Annotated in this window: 11 protein-coding genes; 6 read left to right on the top strand and 5 right to left on the bottom strand. The window is 52.9% G+C overall.

What is annotated here, in order from left to right:
* The 3 genes from EJL04_RS14105 to EJL04_RS14095 all read left to right on the top strand — a co-directional run.
* A partial coding sequence (locus EJL04_RS14105) for a helix-turn-helix domain-containing protein (RefSeq protein ID WP_164511788.1) occupies positions 1-523 on the top strand: 523 nt, incomplete at its 5' end.
* Between the two features lie 298 nt (positions 524-821).
* Positions 822-2,534, top strand: a complete 1,713-nt coding sequence (locus EJL04_RS14100; RefSeq protein WP_082335153.1) for a T9SS type A sorting domain-containing protein — start codon at positions 822-824, stop codon at positions 2,532-2,534.
* A gap of 392 nt (positions 2,535-2,926) precedes the next feature.
* A complete protein-coding gene (locus EJL04_RS14095) occupies positions 2,927-4,267 on the top strand; it encodes an MATE family efflux transporter (protein WP_125105452.1) in 1,341 nt (446 codons plus the stop codon).
* A 208-nt stretch (positions 4,268-4,475) separates the two neighbouring features.
* Here EJL04_RS14095 and EJL04_RS14090 read toward each other — a convergent pair whose 3' ends face one another.
* From EJL04_RS14090 to EJL04_RS14075, 4 genes are all read right to left on the bottom strand, one after another.
* The gene (locus EJL04_RS14090; protein WP_125105451.1) at positions 4,476-6,086 is read right to left on the bottom strand and encodes a carboxylesterase/lipase family protein; all 1,611 of its coding nucleotides are present in this window, start codon (positions 6,084-6,086) and stop codon (positions 4,476-4,478) included.
* A gap of 42 nt (positions 6,087-6,128) precedes the next feature.
* Complete coding sequence (locus tag EJL04_RS14085) at positions 6,129-7,376, bottom strand: THUMP-like domain-containing protein (protein ID WP_125105450.1); 1,248 nt, start codon at positions 7,374-7,376, stop codon at positions 6,129-6,131.
* A 530-nt stretch (positions 7,377-7,906) separates the two neighbouring features.
* Complete coding sequence (locus EJL04_RS14080) at positions 7,907-8,803, bottom strand: metallophosphoesterase (protein ID WP_370798912.1); 897 nt, start codon at positions 8,801-8,803, stop codon at positions 7,907-7,909.
* A 250-nt stretch (positions 8,804-9,053) separates the two neighbouring features.
* The gene (locus EJL04_RS14075) at positions 9,054-11,837 is read right to left on the bottom strand and encodes a TonB-dependent receptor (RefSeq protein WP_125105449.1); all 2,784 of its coding nucleotides are present in this window, start codon (positions 11,835-11,837) and stop codon (positions 9,054-9,056) included.
* A 585-nt stretch (positions 11,838-12,422) separates the two neighbouring features.
* Between EJL04_RS14075 and ruvB the strand changes: the two genes are divergently transcribed.
* The 3 genes from ruvB to ybeY all read left to right on the top strand — a co-directional run bounded on the left by ruvB (position 12,423) and on the right by ybeY (position 14,539).
* The gene (gene ruvB / locus EJL04_RS14070; protein WP_053397826.1) at positions 12,423-13,463 is read left to right on the top strand and encodes a Holliday junction branch migration DNA helicase RuvB; all 1,041 of its coding nucleotides are present in this window, start codon (positions 12,423-12,425) and stop codon (positions 13,461-13,463) included.
* Positions 13,464-13,530: 67 nt separating this feature from the next.
* The gene (coaD, locus tag EJL04_RS14065; RefSeq protein ID WP_125105448.1) at positions 13,531-14,010 is read left to right on the top strand and encodes a pantetheine-phosphate adenylyltransferase; all 480 of its coding nucleotides are present in this window, start codon (positions 13,531-13,533) and stop codon (positions 14,008-14,010) included.
* A gap of 112 nt (positions 14,011-14,122) precedes the next feature.
* On the top strand, positions 14,123-14,539 hold the full coding sequence (ybeY, locus tag EJL04_RS14060) for an rRNA maturation RNase YbeY (RefSeq protein WP_021855770.1): 417 nt from the start codon (positions 14,123-14,125) through the stop codon (positions 14,537-14,539).
* Between the two features lie 115 nt (positions 14,540-14,654).
* On the opposite strand, the gene EJL04_RS14055 is transcribed toward ybeY, so the two are convergent.
* Positions 14,655-16,199 (bottom strand): S41 family peptidase, encoded by a 1,545-nt coding sequence (locus tag EJL04_RS14055; protein ID WP_053397856.1) that lies wholly within the window; start codon positions 16,197-16,199, stop codon positions 14,655-14,657.
* Between the last annotated feature and the right edge of the window lie 129 nt (positions 16,200-16,328).

Genomic DNA, 16,328 nt, shown 5'->3' with positions numbered 1-16,328 from the left:
GCGCCTGAACGATGCGGTAAGCCGTCTTAAAGAGTCGGAGGCCGAGGCCGAACAGCTTCGGGGTAGGCTGGCAGCCTATGATGCCGATGATGTCGTCAAGGATGCCGGTGTCTCAGAGCAGTCTGACAATATGGTACATAAAGCCAAGTCGGGTGGCATCAATGATGACATGCGTAGAAAGCTGCTCGATTCGGTAGTCGACATAATGGAGAACACCACAGAATTCTGCAGCGCCGACTTTTCGCTTGCACGTATGGCTGCCCTTGTCGGCTCAAACAGTAAGTATGTCTCGCTCGTAATCAACGAGACATTCCACAAGAGTTTTAAGAACTACGTTAATGAATACCGCATTCATCTTGCTTGTCTGCGTATGTCTGATACGGAAGGCTATGGTTCTTATACGCTGAACGCCATAGCCGAGAGCGTCGGTTTCAAGTCGTATACCACATTTGTCGAACTGTTCCGCAAAATTGTAGGCATCACTCCGTCAATGTATAAGGACAAACTTAAGGCTTGTATTTGACATCTGTTGCTTAAAATTATTACAGAATGGGAGTAAAATCCCGGAATATAAGAGGCTTTATTTATCTTAAGGCCTCTTTTTTGTATGAATTATCACCAATTTCAAGAAATTGGATATCTTCGGTTTGCAGTTGTTTAAAGCAATGCATACATTTGCAAGCGAGAAAAGTCTGCCGGACATAATGCCGTCTTGAGGGTGTCAGCATAAAATCTGTGCCATGTTATGGTTGGCTTAAATCTGATAACGGAAAATATTTATATGCGAAATATTGTTTTAAAAACTTTAAACCTTTTAGCTTATGAAAAAAATTTTATTATCAGCTTTTGCAGTCTGCTGTATGTGTGCAGCTCCGGCACAAGAAAAGCCTGTTCCGTTTCAAACTCATCAGGCTGTGATAACTAATGTGTCGTCAAATGGAAACTGGGCAATAGGTTCCTTAGAAGGTATTTCATATTTTATAAATACTCGTACCTGTAAGCTTACTGAGTACAATCAGTTACCCGAAATCTCGTATTATCTTGATTATGTTTCTGATTGCGGTATTGCTGCCGGATCGCGTTCGACATCTGAGGGAGAAATGCCATGCTATATGACAGAAGATAAGGGATTTGTGTCTCTGCCTATGCCAAAGGATATAACATCTGGAACTTGTTTGCGGGTTTCTTCAGATGGTTCCATAGCTGTAGGAACTATTTCTGTGCATATTGAAGGCACTGAGGAGAGTTATTATAAGCCGGTGTTATGGTATCGCAACGAATCGGGTGAATATGATATGTTTGAAGATTTGCCTTATGAGAAGTTAGGTTTTGACAAACGTATTAATCAAGGAGTGTGGATTCTTGGCATTACAAGTGACGGACTTAAGATTTATGGCAGATTGATAGATGCCTTCGGTATGATTTATTGGCCGGTGATGTGGGAGAGGAGTTCTGCACAGAGTAAAGACTGGACTTATAAGATTCTGTGTGAGGACTACTTTTTTAATAAGGACGAGATATGTCCTGAATGGCCACAATATCTGCCTGTTGAACCAGATGCCACGAAATATTATTCAGATGAGGAGCTTGAGGCATTCAACAAGGCCCTTGAACTTTATAACGACTCTGTAGAACATGCTGACTTCACAATTCCTGCGGAAGAAAGATGGCCTTATCCAACATATAATCCAAATGAGCATGAGGCAGACTTCTTTGATACGAGTACAACTGAAGGCATTGAACGATATAACAGATATGCCAATGATTATAATAAGTTCAGTGGTGAAGCAGCTGAATATAATGACTCTTTAAATTTATACTTTGAACGTTATGACAAGTATGTGATAAATGAAAAGAGATTCCAGATTCTTTCTATGAGTGTGAGTGATAATGGAAAGTACATGGTTACCAATACGGTTAACAATGATGTTGTGATGATTAATCCTGAAACAGAAGAAGTCAACGTTTTAAATGATACCGAAAGTCTGTTCCCAACGGCTGTACTTAATGACGGAACTGTATTCTTGGGACAAGTCCTTCCAATGCCTCCACTTGACAGAGAACCGTATGTATATGCTGACGGTAAGGTGACTTATTTTGCCGATTGGGTGAGGTCGCGAAGTGAAAAAGCTTATAATGATCTTATGGAACAGTTCCCGGACGGACATTTTGGAATAGTAAATTCAAGCAACCCTGAAGGATTGTCATTTGGAGGTTTCAATCAAGGATTAGACTATAGATATGTCGGATGGGTTATGAATCTTGATGCATATGATGACTATACCTCAGGCATATCAGATAACAAAATATCTGACAATGATATAAGTATATCTGTAAGTCAGGCATCGGACTACATCGATATCTTGGGTGCAGACAACGCCGACGTTCGCATATTTGCCGTAAACGGCAGCTGTGTATTCCATAATTCGGGTGTCAGTGGACGCATTTCTGTGTCTTCACTTGTAAAAGGAGTATACATTGTTGAGGTGAAAGCAGAAGGCAAGATTCTGCGTAAGAAAATCATACTGCAGTAGTCTTTTGATTCTGTTGTCGGTTTCTATATTCAGCTGACAGCCTTTAAAACAGTCGAAGGATTTTACTTGAGGTTGATAAAGGTAAAGTAATAATCAATAATCTAATAATGGGTTAGTATATATGTCTTTCCGTGGCTTTATGGCAGCCTGAATGTGTTAATGGATGCATAGGTCATTGAAGAAAATCGGACATAATTCTTTTGATGAGCATTAAAAGGCGGGGTGTATGTCACTCCGCCTTATTTTCTGCGCTGACAAGATTTGTTTTCATGCCTGTCCGTTTACTGCCGGTGTGTATGCAGGCTGTTTTCTGATAAATATTTTGTCTTCGCCGTGCAAGGAAGGGCAAAAGGGTGGGCTTTTATGAAAAAAGCACTATCTTTGCACCCGTTATGCACTTCACACTGAAAAGATACACAACACACTACCGCGCGCTCGTTTCGCTCGGCGTGCCCATTGTGGTGGGACAGATCGGAAACGTGGTACTCGGCTTTGCCGACACGCTCATGATAGGCCACCACAGCATGATGGAGCTGGCAGCCGCCAGCTTTGTCACCACCATGTTCACTCTGATCGTTATCTTCGCCATGGGCTTCTCCTACGGTCTTACGCCCATCGTGGGCGCCATGTTCGGCCGCGGCGAGAAGGAAGAGATTGGCGGCATACTGCGCAACAGCCTTGCCGCCAACGGACTGATGGCCGTCATCTTGCTTGCCGTCTCCGTGGTGTTCTATCTCAACCTGCACCGCATGGGGCAGCCCGTAGAGCTGTTGCCCTACATGCGCTCATATCTTCTGGTGAACATCGTGTCGCTGCCCTTCCTGTGCATGTTCAATGCCTTCAAGCAGTTTTACGACGGAATAACCGACACGCGCGTGCCGATGTTCGTCATCCTGGGCGGCAACGTGCTCAACATCTTCGGCAACTATGTGCTCATCTACGGAGCCTTCGGCATGCCCGAGCTGGGTCTTCTCGGCGCCGGCATCAGCACCATGGTGTCGCGCATCGTGATGTTCGTTGCCTTCGTTGCCGTGTTTGTGTTTCACCGCAGCTATGCACCTTACCGCCGCGGATATGCCGCCGGACGGCTCAACCGTGCCGACTTCCGCCGCATCAACACCCTTGGCTGGCCCGTTGCCATGCAGCTCGGCATGGAGTGTGCGGCCTTTTCGCTCTCTGCCATCTTCGTGGGCTGGATTGGCATAACGGCCCTTGCCGCCCATCAGGTTACGCTCACGGCCTCGCAGCTGCTCTATATGGTCAACAGCGGCATGGCTGCCGCAATAGCCGTCAGGGTGAGCTATTTCCACGGACAGGGCGACACCGCCGCCGTGCGCGACGCTGCCTATGCCGGCTTTCATGTCATTATGCTCATAGCCTTCGTGCTCTCGGTGCCCGTGTTCCTGCTGCGCAACACGTTCAGCTACTGGTTTACAGACAGCGCCGAGGTGTGTGTCCTTGTGTCGCAGACCGTCATACCGCTCATCGTTTATCAGTTTGGCGACGGCCTTCAGTACACCTTTGCCAACGCCCTGCGCGGCATTTCGTGCGTGCGTCCGCTCATCTGGATAGCCTTTTTCTCCTATTTCGTGGTGTCGTTGCCGCTCGGCTGGTTCCTCGGCATACACAGCGGCTGGGGCCTTGTAGGCGTTTGGAGCGCGTTTCCCGTGTGTTTGCTGTGCGCAGGCATACTTTATTGGCTCTGCTTCGTTCGACGCCTCAGACGGCCTTAAAATGGCTCCTGCGGCCATTCTTCATGCCGTATGTCCTGCGGCGCTCATGTTTTGTGGCGATAAATCCATTATAAAACCGTATAAACATCAAAGGGAGACATGCCTGTGTCGGCGTGTCTCCCTTTCTCGTTTTATGGTGTTTCGGCATTTGCATGTTCCTGATTTGGGCATGCTTACTTCAAATCCTGCCGCCAGTTTACGTGCAGTGTTATTTCTTCGTGCCCCACATCATTGTGTCAATTAGCTTATACCGCTCCTCGGTCTGCCTGTCGGTGGTCATCGTCGTGTTTACGTCGAGCCGCAACACGGGCACTGCCTCTTGTCCGTTTGCAGGCGTCCAGTCTGGCAGTCCCAGTCCGTTGGGGTTGCCCGTCTTTATGAAGTTGGCGTAATATCCCGAGAAGATGTCCGACATGAGGAAATCTTCCGGCTGCCAGTCGAACACGCGGTTGGTGGGCAGCGTGCTCATGGCATACTCTATGTCGGCCGAGTGTACGGCTCCCTTTGCCTCGGGCGCCTTGTCGTCGCCGTCGCCCTTGTCCTTCACTCCGCCTGCCAGTCCTGCCACCTTTCCGCTTATTCTCATTGCCGGGCGCGGGTGGCAGTAGACGTATCTGTATACGGGCTGACCGCTGCTCATGGTGTGCATGTGTGCCCATTTCCACGTGCCGAAGCCTATGAACATGTCGGAGGCAAGCATCATGCCCGGCTCTCCGCTCACGTCGGCGTCGGTGCTGATGCCGTAAAGCTGCACAACCTTCTCGGCGTTGCTGCCGAACACGGCTCTGGCAGCATCTGTGGCGTTTGCCACCGTGGCCGGCTTGCCCTGCAGGATGAATGACGGCTGAGCCTCCTCAGAGTTGCCGCCAACCAGCAGCGGCACCCTGGCCTGCCTGCCCCAGGCAAAGGTCTGTTCGGGCTGCTCGGTGAAGAAGTAGCCGTCTATGTTGTATGCCGGCCTGCTCCTTACGGCCGCGCGCTCCATCAGTTCGTCGGCGCTGAGAGCCCTGAGCTCCTCGAGCGACTTGCACCCCATCTGCTTCATCTTCTCCTTTCCTGCCTTTTCGGCCTCCTTCAGTGTGGCAATCTTGCCGAAGGCTATCACCGAACCGCTCGAGCCTATTGCTCTGCAGAAGAGGTTTCGCGACACGGGCGATGCCATGAGTGCGCTCACCGACATCGAGCCTGCCGACTCGCCGGCAATGGTTATCCTGTCGGGGTCGCCGCCGAATGCCGCTATGTTGTCCCTGAGCCACTGTATGGCTGCCGCCTGATCCATAAAGCCGTAGTTGCCCGAGCCCTTGTATGCTGTCTCCTTTGACAGGTCAGGATGCGCGAAGAATCCGAATATGCCCTCGCGGTAGTTTGCCGTAACGGCCACGATGCCCTTGCGCGCCATGCTCATTCCGGCATACCGCGGCTCGCTGCCGCTGCCTGCCATCAGTCCGCCGCCGTTGAAGTAGATCAGCACGGGCAGCTTCTCGTCCATGCTTTTTGCCGGCGTCCAGATGTTAAGATACAGGCAGTCTTCGCTCATCTTCTTTGTGCCGAAGTTCATGTCGCCGTATATAGGCTGCTGCATAGGGTTGGGACCAAACTCCGTTGCCTTGCGCACGCCCTGCCATCGGGCTGCCGGCTGCGGTGCCTTCCAGCGCAGTGGGCCTGTGGGCGGTGCTGCAAAGGGTATGCCCTTAAACACCTTTATGCCCGACTCGCAGGTGCCTTCAACCACTCCGCAGGCTGTCCTTACCTGCGGTCCTTGTGCCGTTGCCACTGCCGCAAGCAGCGCCAGTGCCAGCGATAATATAGATTTTTTCATTGCTGTTTATGTTTTTTGTTATGTCGTCATATCTGTTCCGGCTCACTCCTTGGCGCATATTATCAGCACGTGCGAGCCGTCGGCCGTGGTGGTGGCCATGATGTAGCAGTCGCCCCCGTCGCCCAGCTTCAGCCGCTTTCTCAGTTCCTCGGCCTTCATCGGAAAGTTGCGCGTGGTTATGTTTGCCTTGCCTATGCCGCCGAGCGCCTTCTTCAGTTCCTTGCGGTTCATGCTGCTGACGGCCTTTATGACGAAGGCGCGGCCCGGAAATCCGTCGGCTCTCCGCTCCGACACGAACAGATGGCTGTCGCGGCTTATCTGTCTTGCGCCGAAGGCTGCCTCTATGCGGCCGAAGCATCCTGCCTTCATCACCGACGGATTGGGTTCATACAGGCTCATGCCCGGCTGCAGGCTCAGCGGCGCGCGGCTGCCGTTGCCGTTGGTGTCAATGCTAGTGCCGTCTTCATCCGTTATATTTCTCTGTATGTCTGTCTGCGGATTATAGCTGAATATGCTGCCGTCGTTGACGCACGTAACGCTGGTCAGTCCGTCAAAGCGTGCCGACATGACGAGCAGCAGCTCCTTACACTCGTTGCCGGCCGACACGATGTGCACCTCGCCCACACAGCTGCCGAAGTCGGCCACCGTCTTATGCCAGTCGAGCATGGGCGACAGCTTCAGCATCACGAAGTCGGCCTTGGCCAGCATGTCGTCGCGCATGGCCAGCACGTCGGGTGTGCAGTCAGCCACGGCAAAAGTCCTTCCGCCATGGCTGTCGCGCCGTGCCGGGTCGGCAAATATCATCGTGACATGCCCCATTTGGCCCATAAATTGCTCAGAATCGGCGCATACCACCTCGGCCTGACTGATGCCCAGCACGCCCATGTTATGCCGCGAGAGCTCACACAAATGGCTCTGGTGCTCAACGTAGACGCCACGGCTGAAGCGGCGCGCCATGTAGGAGAAGTCGACGCCCAGTCCGCCCGTCAGGTCAACGAGCACGCTCTCTGCCTCGCGTGGCAGCCCGCTGACGAGCCTCTGCGCCACGTCTGCCTTGTAGGTGGCCGTCTGTTCCGACGAGCATTGCTCCATCGACAGGTGCGGCGGATACTTTATGCCCTCTGTCGCGGCCCATTGCGGCAGCTTCCTGCGTGCCGTCTGCCATCCTGCTATCTGGTCGAGCGCGTAGCCCAGGTCAATGTCCTTCGCTCCGGCAGCCTTCAGGGCGAGCGCCCTGACGTCGTCGTTGCGGTGGAGCATTATAAATTCTTCAGTGTTCATTGTCTTCATATAAGTTTGTTTCGGGCTCACCGTGCCGTTACCGTGGCCGGTATGCCGTGCGGCGTGCCATGCGGCGGTGCAGCCCTTCGTCAGGCACAAATATACAACGTTTGAGGCTCACGCACAAGTAAGGAGACCATAAATTTTGCCTGCCGGGCATGATTGTGCTGCCGGGGCAGGGTGGTGTGGCGTAACGGCGTGATGTAAAATATTTTCAGCATTGATGCCTTCTGTTAGGCATGCCCTGCGATGCCGTTTTCCGAAATGCCGTGTCTTGCGCTGCAAAAGGCCATGTTTCGCCGCCCGAAAGGCCACCTTTTGCAGGCTGAAAGGGCACGTTTTGCATGGCTGTGTTTATGTGGCTGATTATCAGAAAGTTACGAAGTCCGTTGGCGTCAGCCGTTTTTGCACATCGAATACACATGAAGAGACACGCTTTCCGGGCGTGTAAGCATGCCGCAAGAAAAGCAAAAGGCGACAGGGATGTTGTCCTTGCCGCCTTTAATAGTGCTTAATTTTAAAGAAAAAAGAAGAATTTGTTATTTCTTGTGGTTAACCGTGTATACCACCTTTCCGTCCTTGTCGATGAGATGGAGCGACAGGGTGGTCTTGTCGGCACATACCAGCGAGAAGCCCGTCACGCCGCTGCAGAACTGTGTTCCGTCTACTGCCTTCACCTTCGGACGGCTCAGCGAGCCGCTCGTGTTCACCACGTAGTCGATGTTGCAGCCCGGCTTGCGTATGTGCTGGAAGTTGTGTATGTGTCCGCATATATACATGCTCACGTTCTTGTGCTTGGTCAGTATCGGGTTCAGGCGTGCCTGCATGTCGCCGCGCTCAGATGTGTCCTTGCCCGTGTCGGCATAAACGGGGTGGTGGCCCAGCACGATAACCCAGTCTTCCTTGGCCGAAGAGAGCACAGAGTCGAGCCATTCGAGTTGCTTGTTGTAGTCCTGCTTGCCTGCGTCGGGATATTTCTCTGTGTCGTTGCGGTATTTGTCAATCATCGGTGCAGTGTCTATGAACACCAGTCTTACGGTCACTCCGCCGTCCTCAATCACCTTTGTGTAGTATCTTGCCGGCATGGCCCAGCGTGCGCTCACGTTTGTGTAGTCGAGCACAGCCTGCGTGTTGCCGCGGTACTCGTGGTTTCCGAGCGTCGGATACCAGTCGAGCATCAGTTCGGGATGGCTGTATATAAGCTCATAGTTGGTCATCCAGAGGGGGTCCTGCGTGCTGCGCACACCCTCAAAGTGGTGCACGTCGCCCGGCGCTGCCACACATTCTATGCCCACGGTCTCGGCCATGCGTCCCATAAGTTCAGCTATAGGTTTCTGGTCGTAGTATCCGTTGCGTCCCAGGTCGTTGGCCACGTAGAAGTTGACGTCCTTCTCCAGCTTGGCCCACTGCTCGGGAGTCTGCGCCATGATGCTCATCACGGCCACTAAAAGCAAAATCAGAGTTGTTGAAAGTTTCTTCATTGTTGTGATGTTTTTGTTGTTTATATTCGTTTTGAAAGCAAAGCCGGGACAGCAGGCTGAGCACATACTGATAACTTGCTGTAAGTCATTTTGTACTCTCTCACGCCTGTTTTCCCGGTTTCATCTGTGCTAATCCGTTTCAGGAATTCATTATAAATCTATTCTTCTTAAACATTACTCTCATGACCGTTCAGTCGTTTCCGGCTTAGAAGCTGAGCTTGAATCCGGCCTGGAGTTTCACTCCGTAGTACTCCACCTGCATTGTGCGGTCCTTCTCTCCCTGATAGTAGCGCAGCGGCTGGTTCAGCAGGTTGTTGGCAGCGGCATAGAATGTGTACTTGATGTCCTTGCCCCATGTGTAGCTTGCGTTCAGGTCGAGATAGTTAACCTTGTCGTAGTAGCGGCGCAGCTGTGCCTCTTCCTGATACTCCTCGTCGTCCTGGAAGGCAGAAGTGAAGTTGTAAGAGAGACGCACGTTCAGTCCGCCCTTGTCGAAGTAGAGCGACGCGTTGGCCATGTGCTCTGGCGAACCGGGCAGAGCCTGCTCGTCTTTGTTGCCGAATACTGACTTGACCACGTTGCTGTGAGTGTAGGTATAGTTGCCGTAGAAGCCGAAGCACTTGAGTGACGGATGTATGAATCCGAAGTCGCGCTGCAGTCCGAGCTCAACGCCCAGGAGGTCTGCGTCGAATGCGTTTACGGGTCGTGTTATCTTGCAGTCGTCGTAGTTGCCATAGCTGCCTTTAGACACATGCTCAACCATATAGTCGTTGATGCGCTTGTAGAAGAGTGATGCAGACACCAGACCTACGCTCTTGAAGTAGTATTCTGCCGACAGGTCGTAGTTGTTAGAGATAACCGGCTTCAGGTCAGGGTTGCCCACGAACACCTCAACAGGCGATTCGGTGCGGTTGATGCTGCTGCCCGGCATCATGTGAGAGTATTTAGGACGTGCCAGCGTCTTGGTGTAAGATGCGCGCACCTTCAGGTCGTCTGTGGCGTTATATTTCAGCAACACGCTCGGCAGCCAGTTGATATAGTTGTTCTTGTAGGTGCCGGTCGGCTCGAGATATTCGTTCTCGTCCTCGTCGACAATCCAGTTGAAGCCGCTTGTCTTCAGGTTTGTGGCCTCCATTCTGAGTCCGAGCATAAGCTCAAGTTTCTTTCCGAGCTTCTGCTCAAAGCGCAGATAGCCTGCCGAAACCTGCTCTGTTGCGTCGTAGTTGCCTGCCGACTCCTCGAGCACCTGCTCGCCGCCCATGGCTGCCAGGTCAACGTGGCTGATGCCTCCGAGATAGTTCTTGTCGATGAACATTGTCGACTTATACTGGCTTCCGGGCATGAATCCGTCGCGTATGCGGTTGATGTAGTAGTTAGAATAGTCGTCGCCGAACATTGCTTCGTAGCCGTCGGTGTAGTCGTAGCATACAACGTCCTTTGTCTTCGACTTGCGTGTGTATTTTCCTCCGAACTTAAGCTTGTTGCCGTAGAGTCCGTTTGCGAGCGGCAACTCGAAGTCGAGCTTGAACTTCCACTCGTTCTCTATGATGTTCTCGTTGGCGTTTGTAAACTCGTCGAGCTTCCATTCGCCCTCGTCGAGGTTGATGTATGTTGTAGAGTAGGGCTGGCGCAGTCCGGCGTCGGCCATGTTGATGGTTATGTCTTTCTGCTCAAGGCTCATGTAGCGCTCGTCGGGGCGTCCCTCAGAAGCTCTTGAGAACGATGCCGACCAGTCGGCAGAGAGCTTGTCCCAGAGCAGGTGCTCGCCGCCCAGGGTGTAGTCCATGGTCTGCTGGCGCTCAAGTCGTGCGCCGCGGTTGTCGGCCGATCCTCCCTTGGTTTCTATCGTGGCCTTCATCTCTCCCTCGCCGTCTGCCAGGTCTTTGTATGACACGCGGTAGCGGTTCTCCCAGTCGTTGCGGCGGTTGTAGATACCGTTGAAGAACACTTTATGGTTGGGGTTGAACACGTAGTCGAGTGAGAGCGAGTAGCTCTGACGCTCACGTGTAACGTAGTATTGTCTTACTTCGGCGTCGGTGAGCACCACCTTGCCGTCGTCGTCGATGTCGTATTCAAACTCAGTGTTGTCCGATCCTGCCGGTGAGTTCTGGTAAGATATGGCTGCCATGAAGCCCAGCTTGTCGTTGAAGAAGCGGTTGCCGTAGGTCAGTCCGAGGTTAAGCTGCGGCTTTTCGCTTATCCAGCTGTAGCCTGTTCCAGCCGTTATGTTGAACACTTCCTTGTACGGAGTGTTTTTGGTTATGAGGTTTATCGATCCGCCGATGGCGTCGCCGTCCATGTCGGCCGTAACAACCTTGTTCACTTCGATGGTCTGAATCATGTCGGCCGGTATGAGGTCGAGCTGCACGTTGCGTATGTCGCCCTCGGCAGAAGGCAGACGGTTGCCGTTGACGGTTACCGATGTGAGGTCGGGTGATGTTCCGCGCACCTGTCCGAAGCGTGCCTCGCCCTGGTCATACTGCACGTTGATACCGTTGATACGCTTCAGGGCGTCGCCGATGTTGGAGTCGGGGAACTTGCCGATCTGGTCGGCCGACACGACGTTGGTTATGTTAAAGTTATTCTTCTGAGTGTTTATCGCACGGCTCTGTCCGTGGAACGCTCCTTTTACCTCAACGCCCTTAAGCTCCATTCCCTCTGACAGCACGAAGTCTTTCACTTCTGTCTTTTCGGCAGATATGGTCAGTTTAGCCGTTGTCGGCTGGTAGCCTACGTAAGAAACCTTCACCGTGTAGACTCCCGGTTTCAGGTTGGGTATTGTGTAGAATCCGTTAGCGTCGCTAACAACACCTGTGTGCAGATTCTCAATCATAACGGTTGCGCCGGGCAACACCTGATTAGAGTTGTCGACGATTCGTCCGCGCATGGTTCCTAAGTTAGCTTCGTTAGAGTCAGTAACAGCCACTGCTGCTACAGAAAGCATCGCAGATAAGCAAAATAGCGATAATTTTTTGTAATTTTTTCTCATAAAAAACTAAAATAATTTTAACGCTGCAAAGGTCTGCATTCTGTGTTACAAAGCCGTTACGCTGCGGTTATAGTGTATTTAACAACTTGTTACAAATTTATTTCAATTTATTAAAATCTGTTTAAATACCTATTTATATACTCTCCGTGTTAACATAATATGACATTCTGACGGCTTTCGGGCTGGTTTTAAGGCATGGCGCACGGGGTGGCGTGCGTGTGGCGGCGGGGGCGCTGTATATGGCTTGGCGGCGATGCGTCGGTATGCCCCTGCGTAACGCCCTGATGCTCAATGCGTTGCAAAAGGCCATGTTTTAGCCTGCAAAAGACGGCCTTTTGGCGTGTAAAAGGTGCCCTTTCGGAATGCAAAAGGGCACATATCGGAAAACGGCCGCTGCACGGGCACATTTCAGCACGGCACGGGCGCCGGCACGACATGCCCCGCAGGCAAGACAGAGCGGCGGCAGGGCGGCCTGCCGGAAACAGTGACGCCGCCGTCTGCCGCGGCTGAGATATTCTTATGGTTTTGCGTGATTATAACAAATAAAATGCTTAACTTTGCATTCGACTGAAAGATAAAAGAATAATGGACGATAATTTCGATATAAGAAAAGAGTCGCTGTCGTCGGCCGAGAAGGAGTTTGAGAACGCCCTGAGACCGCTGCGCTTCGGCGACTTCAGCGGACAGCAGAAGGTGGTGGAGAACCTCGAGGTGTTCGTAGAGGCCGCCAAATACCGCGGCGAGCCGCTCGACCACACCCTGCTGCACGGCCCTCCCGGACTGGGAAAGACCACGCTGAGCAACATCATTGCCAACGAGCTGGGCGTGGGCTTCAAGCTGACGAGTGGCCCCGTGCTCGACAAGCCGGGCGACCTGGCAGGCATACTGACGTCGCTCGAGCCTAACGACGTGCTGTTCATCGACGAGATTCACCGCCTGTCGCCCGTCGTCGAGGAGTATCTCTACTCGGCTATGGAGGACTACCGCATAGACATCATGATAGACAAGGGACCGTCGGCGCGCTCTATACAGATTGACCTTAACCCCTTCACTCTCGTGGGGGCAACAACCCGTAGCGGACTGCTCACCGCGCCGCTGCGCGCCCGATTCGGCATCAACCTGCATCTGGAATACTACGAGCCCGAGACGCTCACCAAGATTCTGAAGCGCTCGGCATCGATACTCAAGGTGCCCATCGACGACGACGCTGCCGTAGAGATAGCCCGCCGCAGCCGCGGAACGCCACGTATAGCCAACGCCCTGCTGCGCAGGGTGAGAGACTTTGCGCAGGTGAAGGGCACGGGACGCATAGACACCGCCATATCGAAGGTGGCGCTGACGGCGCTGAACATCGACCAGTATGGCCTCGACGAGATTGACAACAAGATTCTGCTGACAATCATCGACAAGTTTAAGGGCGGCCCCGTGGGCATAACCACCATAGCCACGGCAATAGGCGAGGACGCCGGAACGGTTGAGGAGGTGTATGAGCCTTACCTCATCATGGAGGGATTCATCAAGCGCACGCCGCGCGGACGCATGGTCACGGAGCTTGCCTACAACCACTTCGGCCGCAATCCGTATGCCGGCAATGTGATGGAGCCCGACCTCTTCGGCATGGGATAGGCCATGCTGACGGTGCAGTCAGACTGAATGTATATATAAAAATCAACAAAACAACAGATAGAAATCAATGCAGAGAACAGGCATTTTCGTAGGAAGCTTCGACCCCTTCACCACCGGTCATCATGCCATCGTCAGACGCGCGCTGCCGCTGTTCGACCGGATTGTCATCGGCGTGGGCTTCAACGAGCGCAAGAAATACATGTACAGCGCGCAGACAAGGGTGAAGGCCATTGCGCGCCTGTATGCCGACGAGCCTAAGGTGGAGGTAAAGGAATACAGCGCCCTCACCGTCGACTTTGCCCGCCGCGAGGGCGCCGGCTTCATCATCAAGGGCGTGCGCAGCATCAAGGACTTTGAGTATGAGCGCGAGCAGGCAGACATCAACCGCAAGATAGGCGGCATAGAGACCATCCTGCTGTATGCCGAGCCTGAATATGAGAGCGTGTCGTCGAGCATGGTGCGCGAGCTTATCCACTTCGGCAAGGACGCCGCCGAGTTTCTGCCCGCACCAGAGCAGGGACGCAAGACAGAGATTAAGGAGCCTTAAGACGTGCCCGCAGAGGGCAATATAACGCCTTCTGACGCACTTAAACGCATCTTGGCTATAACTTACCGCACGCCGTGCGGCAAGCCTTCAGAACGAAAATAAACAGCAAAATATGATAACATACAACACCGACGGCGTAAAAATGCCGGCAATAAGAAAGCGCGACACATCGGCATGGATAAAGGCCGTGGCCGCCGAATATGGCCGCAAGGTTGGCGAAATAGGATATATGTTTGTCAACGACGACAAGATTCTTGAGGTTAACAACGAGTATCTGGGCCACAACTACTACACTGACATCATCACGTTCGACTATGACGAGGACGACACAATCAGCGGCGACATAGTCATCTCGCTCGACACCGTGCGCTCAAACGCTGAGCAGCTGGGCAAGGACTACAACGAGGAGCTTCACCGTGTGATTATCCACGGCATACTGCATCTCTGCGGCATCAACGACAAAGGCCCCGGAGAGCGCGAGATTATGGAGGCTGCCGAGAACAAGGCGCTTGCCATGATTAAGCTCTGAGAAGGATTTAGGGGATAAAAGTAATGGGACCAATAAGACCGATGGCCGTGCAACAATATCAGCACAGGCGCCATATCAGTCTTATTGGTCCCATTTCTCTTATCCCGTCAGCTCTTTATTTGCCTGCCGAGAGCTCCACTCCCTTCTTCACGATGTCGCTTGTCTCGTTGATAATCTGGAAGTATTCGCTCATGTCGAAGAGGTCGCGCGCCACGAGAGCCTTCAGCTGCGATTTCAGATAAGGCAGCGTGCGCTGCAGTTCTTCGTCGTCTTTCGGCTTTATCTTCTGCTTCTCCGCCTCCTTCATTATCTCGTCGATAAGTTCCTGCGGCACCTCAAAACGGCTTCTGAACGCCTCGAACGTCGGGTAGTCGCCTACGAGTTGCTTGCGGTTCTTGTCGATATATCTCAGGTCGGTGTTTATCACTATGCCCTTCAGCACGAGCTGACGGTGGAACTTGGTGTACTGAAGTGTGTCCAGAGGCACGAACGTGTCGGGCATTATTCCGCCTCCGCCGTACACCGTGCGGTGCTCTTTCAGCGTGTAGAACTTCAGCGAATCGGCGAAGTGAATGCTGTCGCGGTTGGTCAGTTCGCCGTGTTTCAGGCGCTTCTCAAAGTCCATCGCATAGTCCTCTATGTCGCCTTTGGTGTATGGCTTCTGTATGCAGCGTCCCGAAGGAGTGTAGTAGTGGGCAATGGTAAGTCGTATCATGGAGCCGTCGGGCAGGTCGATCGGGCGCTGAACGAGGCCCTTTCCGAACGTGCGGCGGCCGATTACGATGCCGCGGTCGTGGTCTTGTATCGCTCCGGTGACAATCTCTGCGGCCGACGCCGTGAACTCGTTGACGAGCACATACACGCGTCCTGTCAGGAAAGAGCCGTTGCCGCGCGCCTTATAGTCCATGCGTCTGATGCGGCGTCCGTCGGTATATACAATCAGATCGTCCTTCGGCAGGAACTCGTTGGCTATCTCCACGGCAGCCTGCAGATATCCTCCGCCGTTGTCCTGAAGGTCGAGTATCAGGTCTTTCATGCCCTCGGCTTTCAGCTTCTCCATGCCTTCCATAAACTCCTTGTATGTCGTCGCGCCGAAGTTTCCTATCCTTATGTAGCCTATCTGCGGACGAATCATGTAGACGGCGTCCACGCTCTTGACAGGGATTTTGTCTCTCTTCACCGTGAAATACATCACGTCGGGCACGCCGCGGCGCACAATTCCCAGTTTCACCGTTGTGCCGCGGGGGCCGCGCAGACGCTTCATTATCTCCTCTTTCTTCATCTTCACGCCCGCAATGGCAGTGTCGTTCACGTTCACTATGCGGTCGCCAGCCATGATGCCCACCTTCTCTGACGGGCCTTTCGACACGGGCTGGATGACGAGCAGCGTGTCGTCAACCATGTTGAACTGCACGCCTATGCCGTCGAAGTTGCCCTGCAGCGGTTCGTTCATGGCCTTCACTTCCTCCGGGTCGGAGTAAGATGAGTGGGGGTCGAGCTTCTCCAGCATGCCCCTTATAGCGTCCTCAACGAGCTTCTTCTCGTCAACCGAGTCGACGTAGAGGTTGTTTATTGCCATTTCGGCTATCTGCAGCTTGCGCAGCGGACTGTCGTAAGAGAAGTCGATGTTCATCTGCGCGCCGGCCGGAAGGCACGACATGACAGCCGGTGCCATGGCAACGAGGGCCTTGGTGGCAGTCTTTGCCAGTGCGGCTTTTATCTTTCTGATGGTTGTGTTTATCATTGTTGTGATGTTTCTTTTATGGGATGATTGTGGGGGATGGAACAT

The organism is Prevotella marseillensis, assembly GCF_900625065.1.
Classification (GTDB): domain Bacteria; phylum Bacteroidota; class Bacteroidia; order Bacteroidales; family Bacteroidaceae; genus Prevotella; species Prevotella rara.
Note: the sequence above shows the minus strand (reverse complement) of the source record. Positions and strands in the feature narration are given on the sequence as shown.

Excerpts from the sequence above, each read along its gene's own strand:
- EJL04_RS14100 (WP_082335153.1), top strand. The coding sequence starts at position 822 with ATGAAAAAAATTTTATTATCAGCTTTTGCAGTCTGCTGTATGTGTGCA.
- EJL04_RS14095 (WP_125105452.1), top strand. The coding sequence starts at position 2,927 with ATGCACTTCACACTGAAAAGATACACAACACACTACCGCGCGCTCGTT.
- EJL04_RS14090 (WP_125105451.1), bottom strand. The coding sequence starts at position 6,086 with ATGAAAAAATCTATATTATCGCTGGCACTGGCGCTGCTTGCGGCAGTG.
- EJL04_RS14085 (WP_125105450.1), bottom strand. The coding sequence starts at position 7,376 with ATGAAGACAATGAACACTGAAGAATTTATAATGCTCCACCGCAACGAC.
- EJL04_RS14080 (WP_370798912.1), bottom strand. The coding sequence starts at position 8,803 with ATGAGCATCATGGCGCAGACTCCCGAGCAGTGGGCCAAGCTGGAGAAG.
- EJL04_RS14075 (WP_125105449.1), bottom strand. The coding sequence starts at position 11,837 with ATGAGAAAAAATTACAAAAAATTATCGCTATTTTGCTTATCTGCGATG.
- ruvB (WP_053397826.1), top strand. The coding sequence starts at position 12,423 with ATGGACGATAATTTCGATATAAGAAAAGAGTCGCTGTCGTCGGCCGAG.
- coaD (WP_125105448.1), top strand. The coding sequence starts at position 13,531 with ATGCAGAGAACAGGCATTTTCGTAGGAAGCTTCGACCCCTTCACCACC.
- ybeY (WP_021855770.1), top strand. The coding sequence starts at position 14,123 with ATGATAACATACAACACCGACGGCGTAAAAATGCCGGCAATAAGAAAG.
- EJL04_RS14055 (WP_053397856.1), bottom strand. The coding sequence starts at position 16,199 with ATGTCGTGCCTTCCGGCCGGCGCGCAGATGAACATCGACTTCTCTTAC.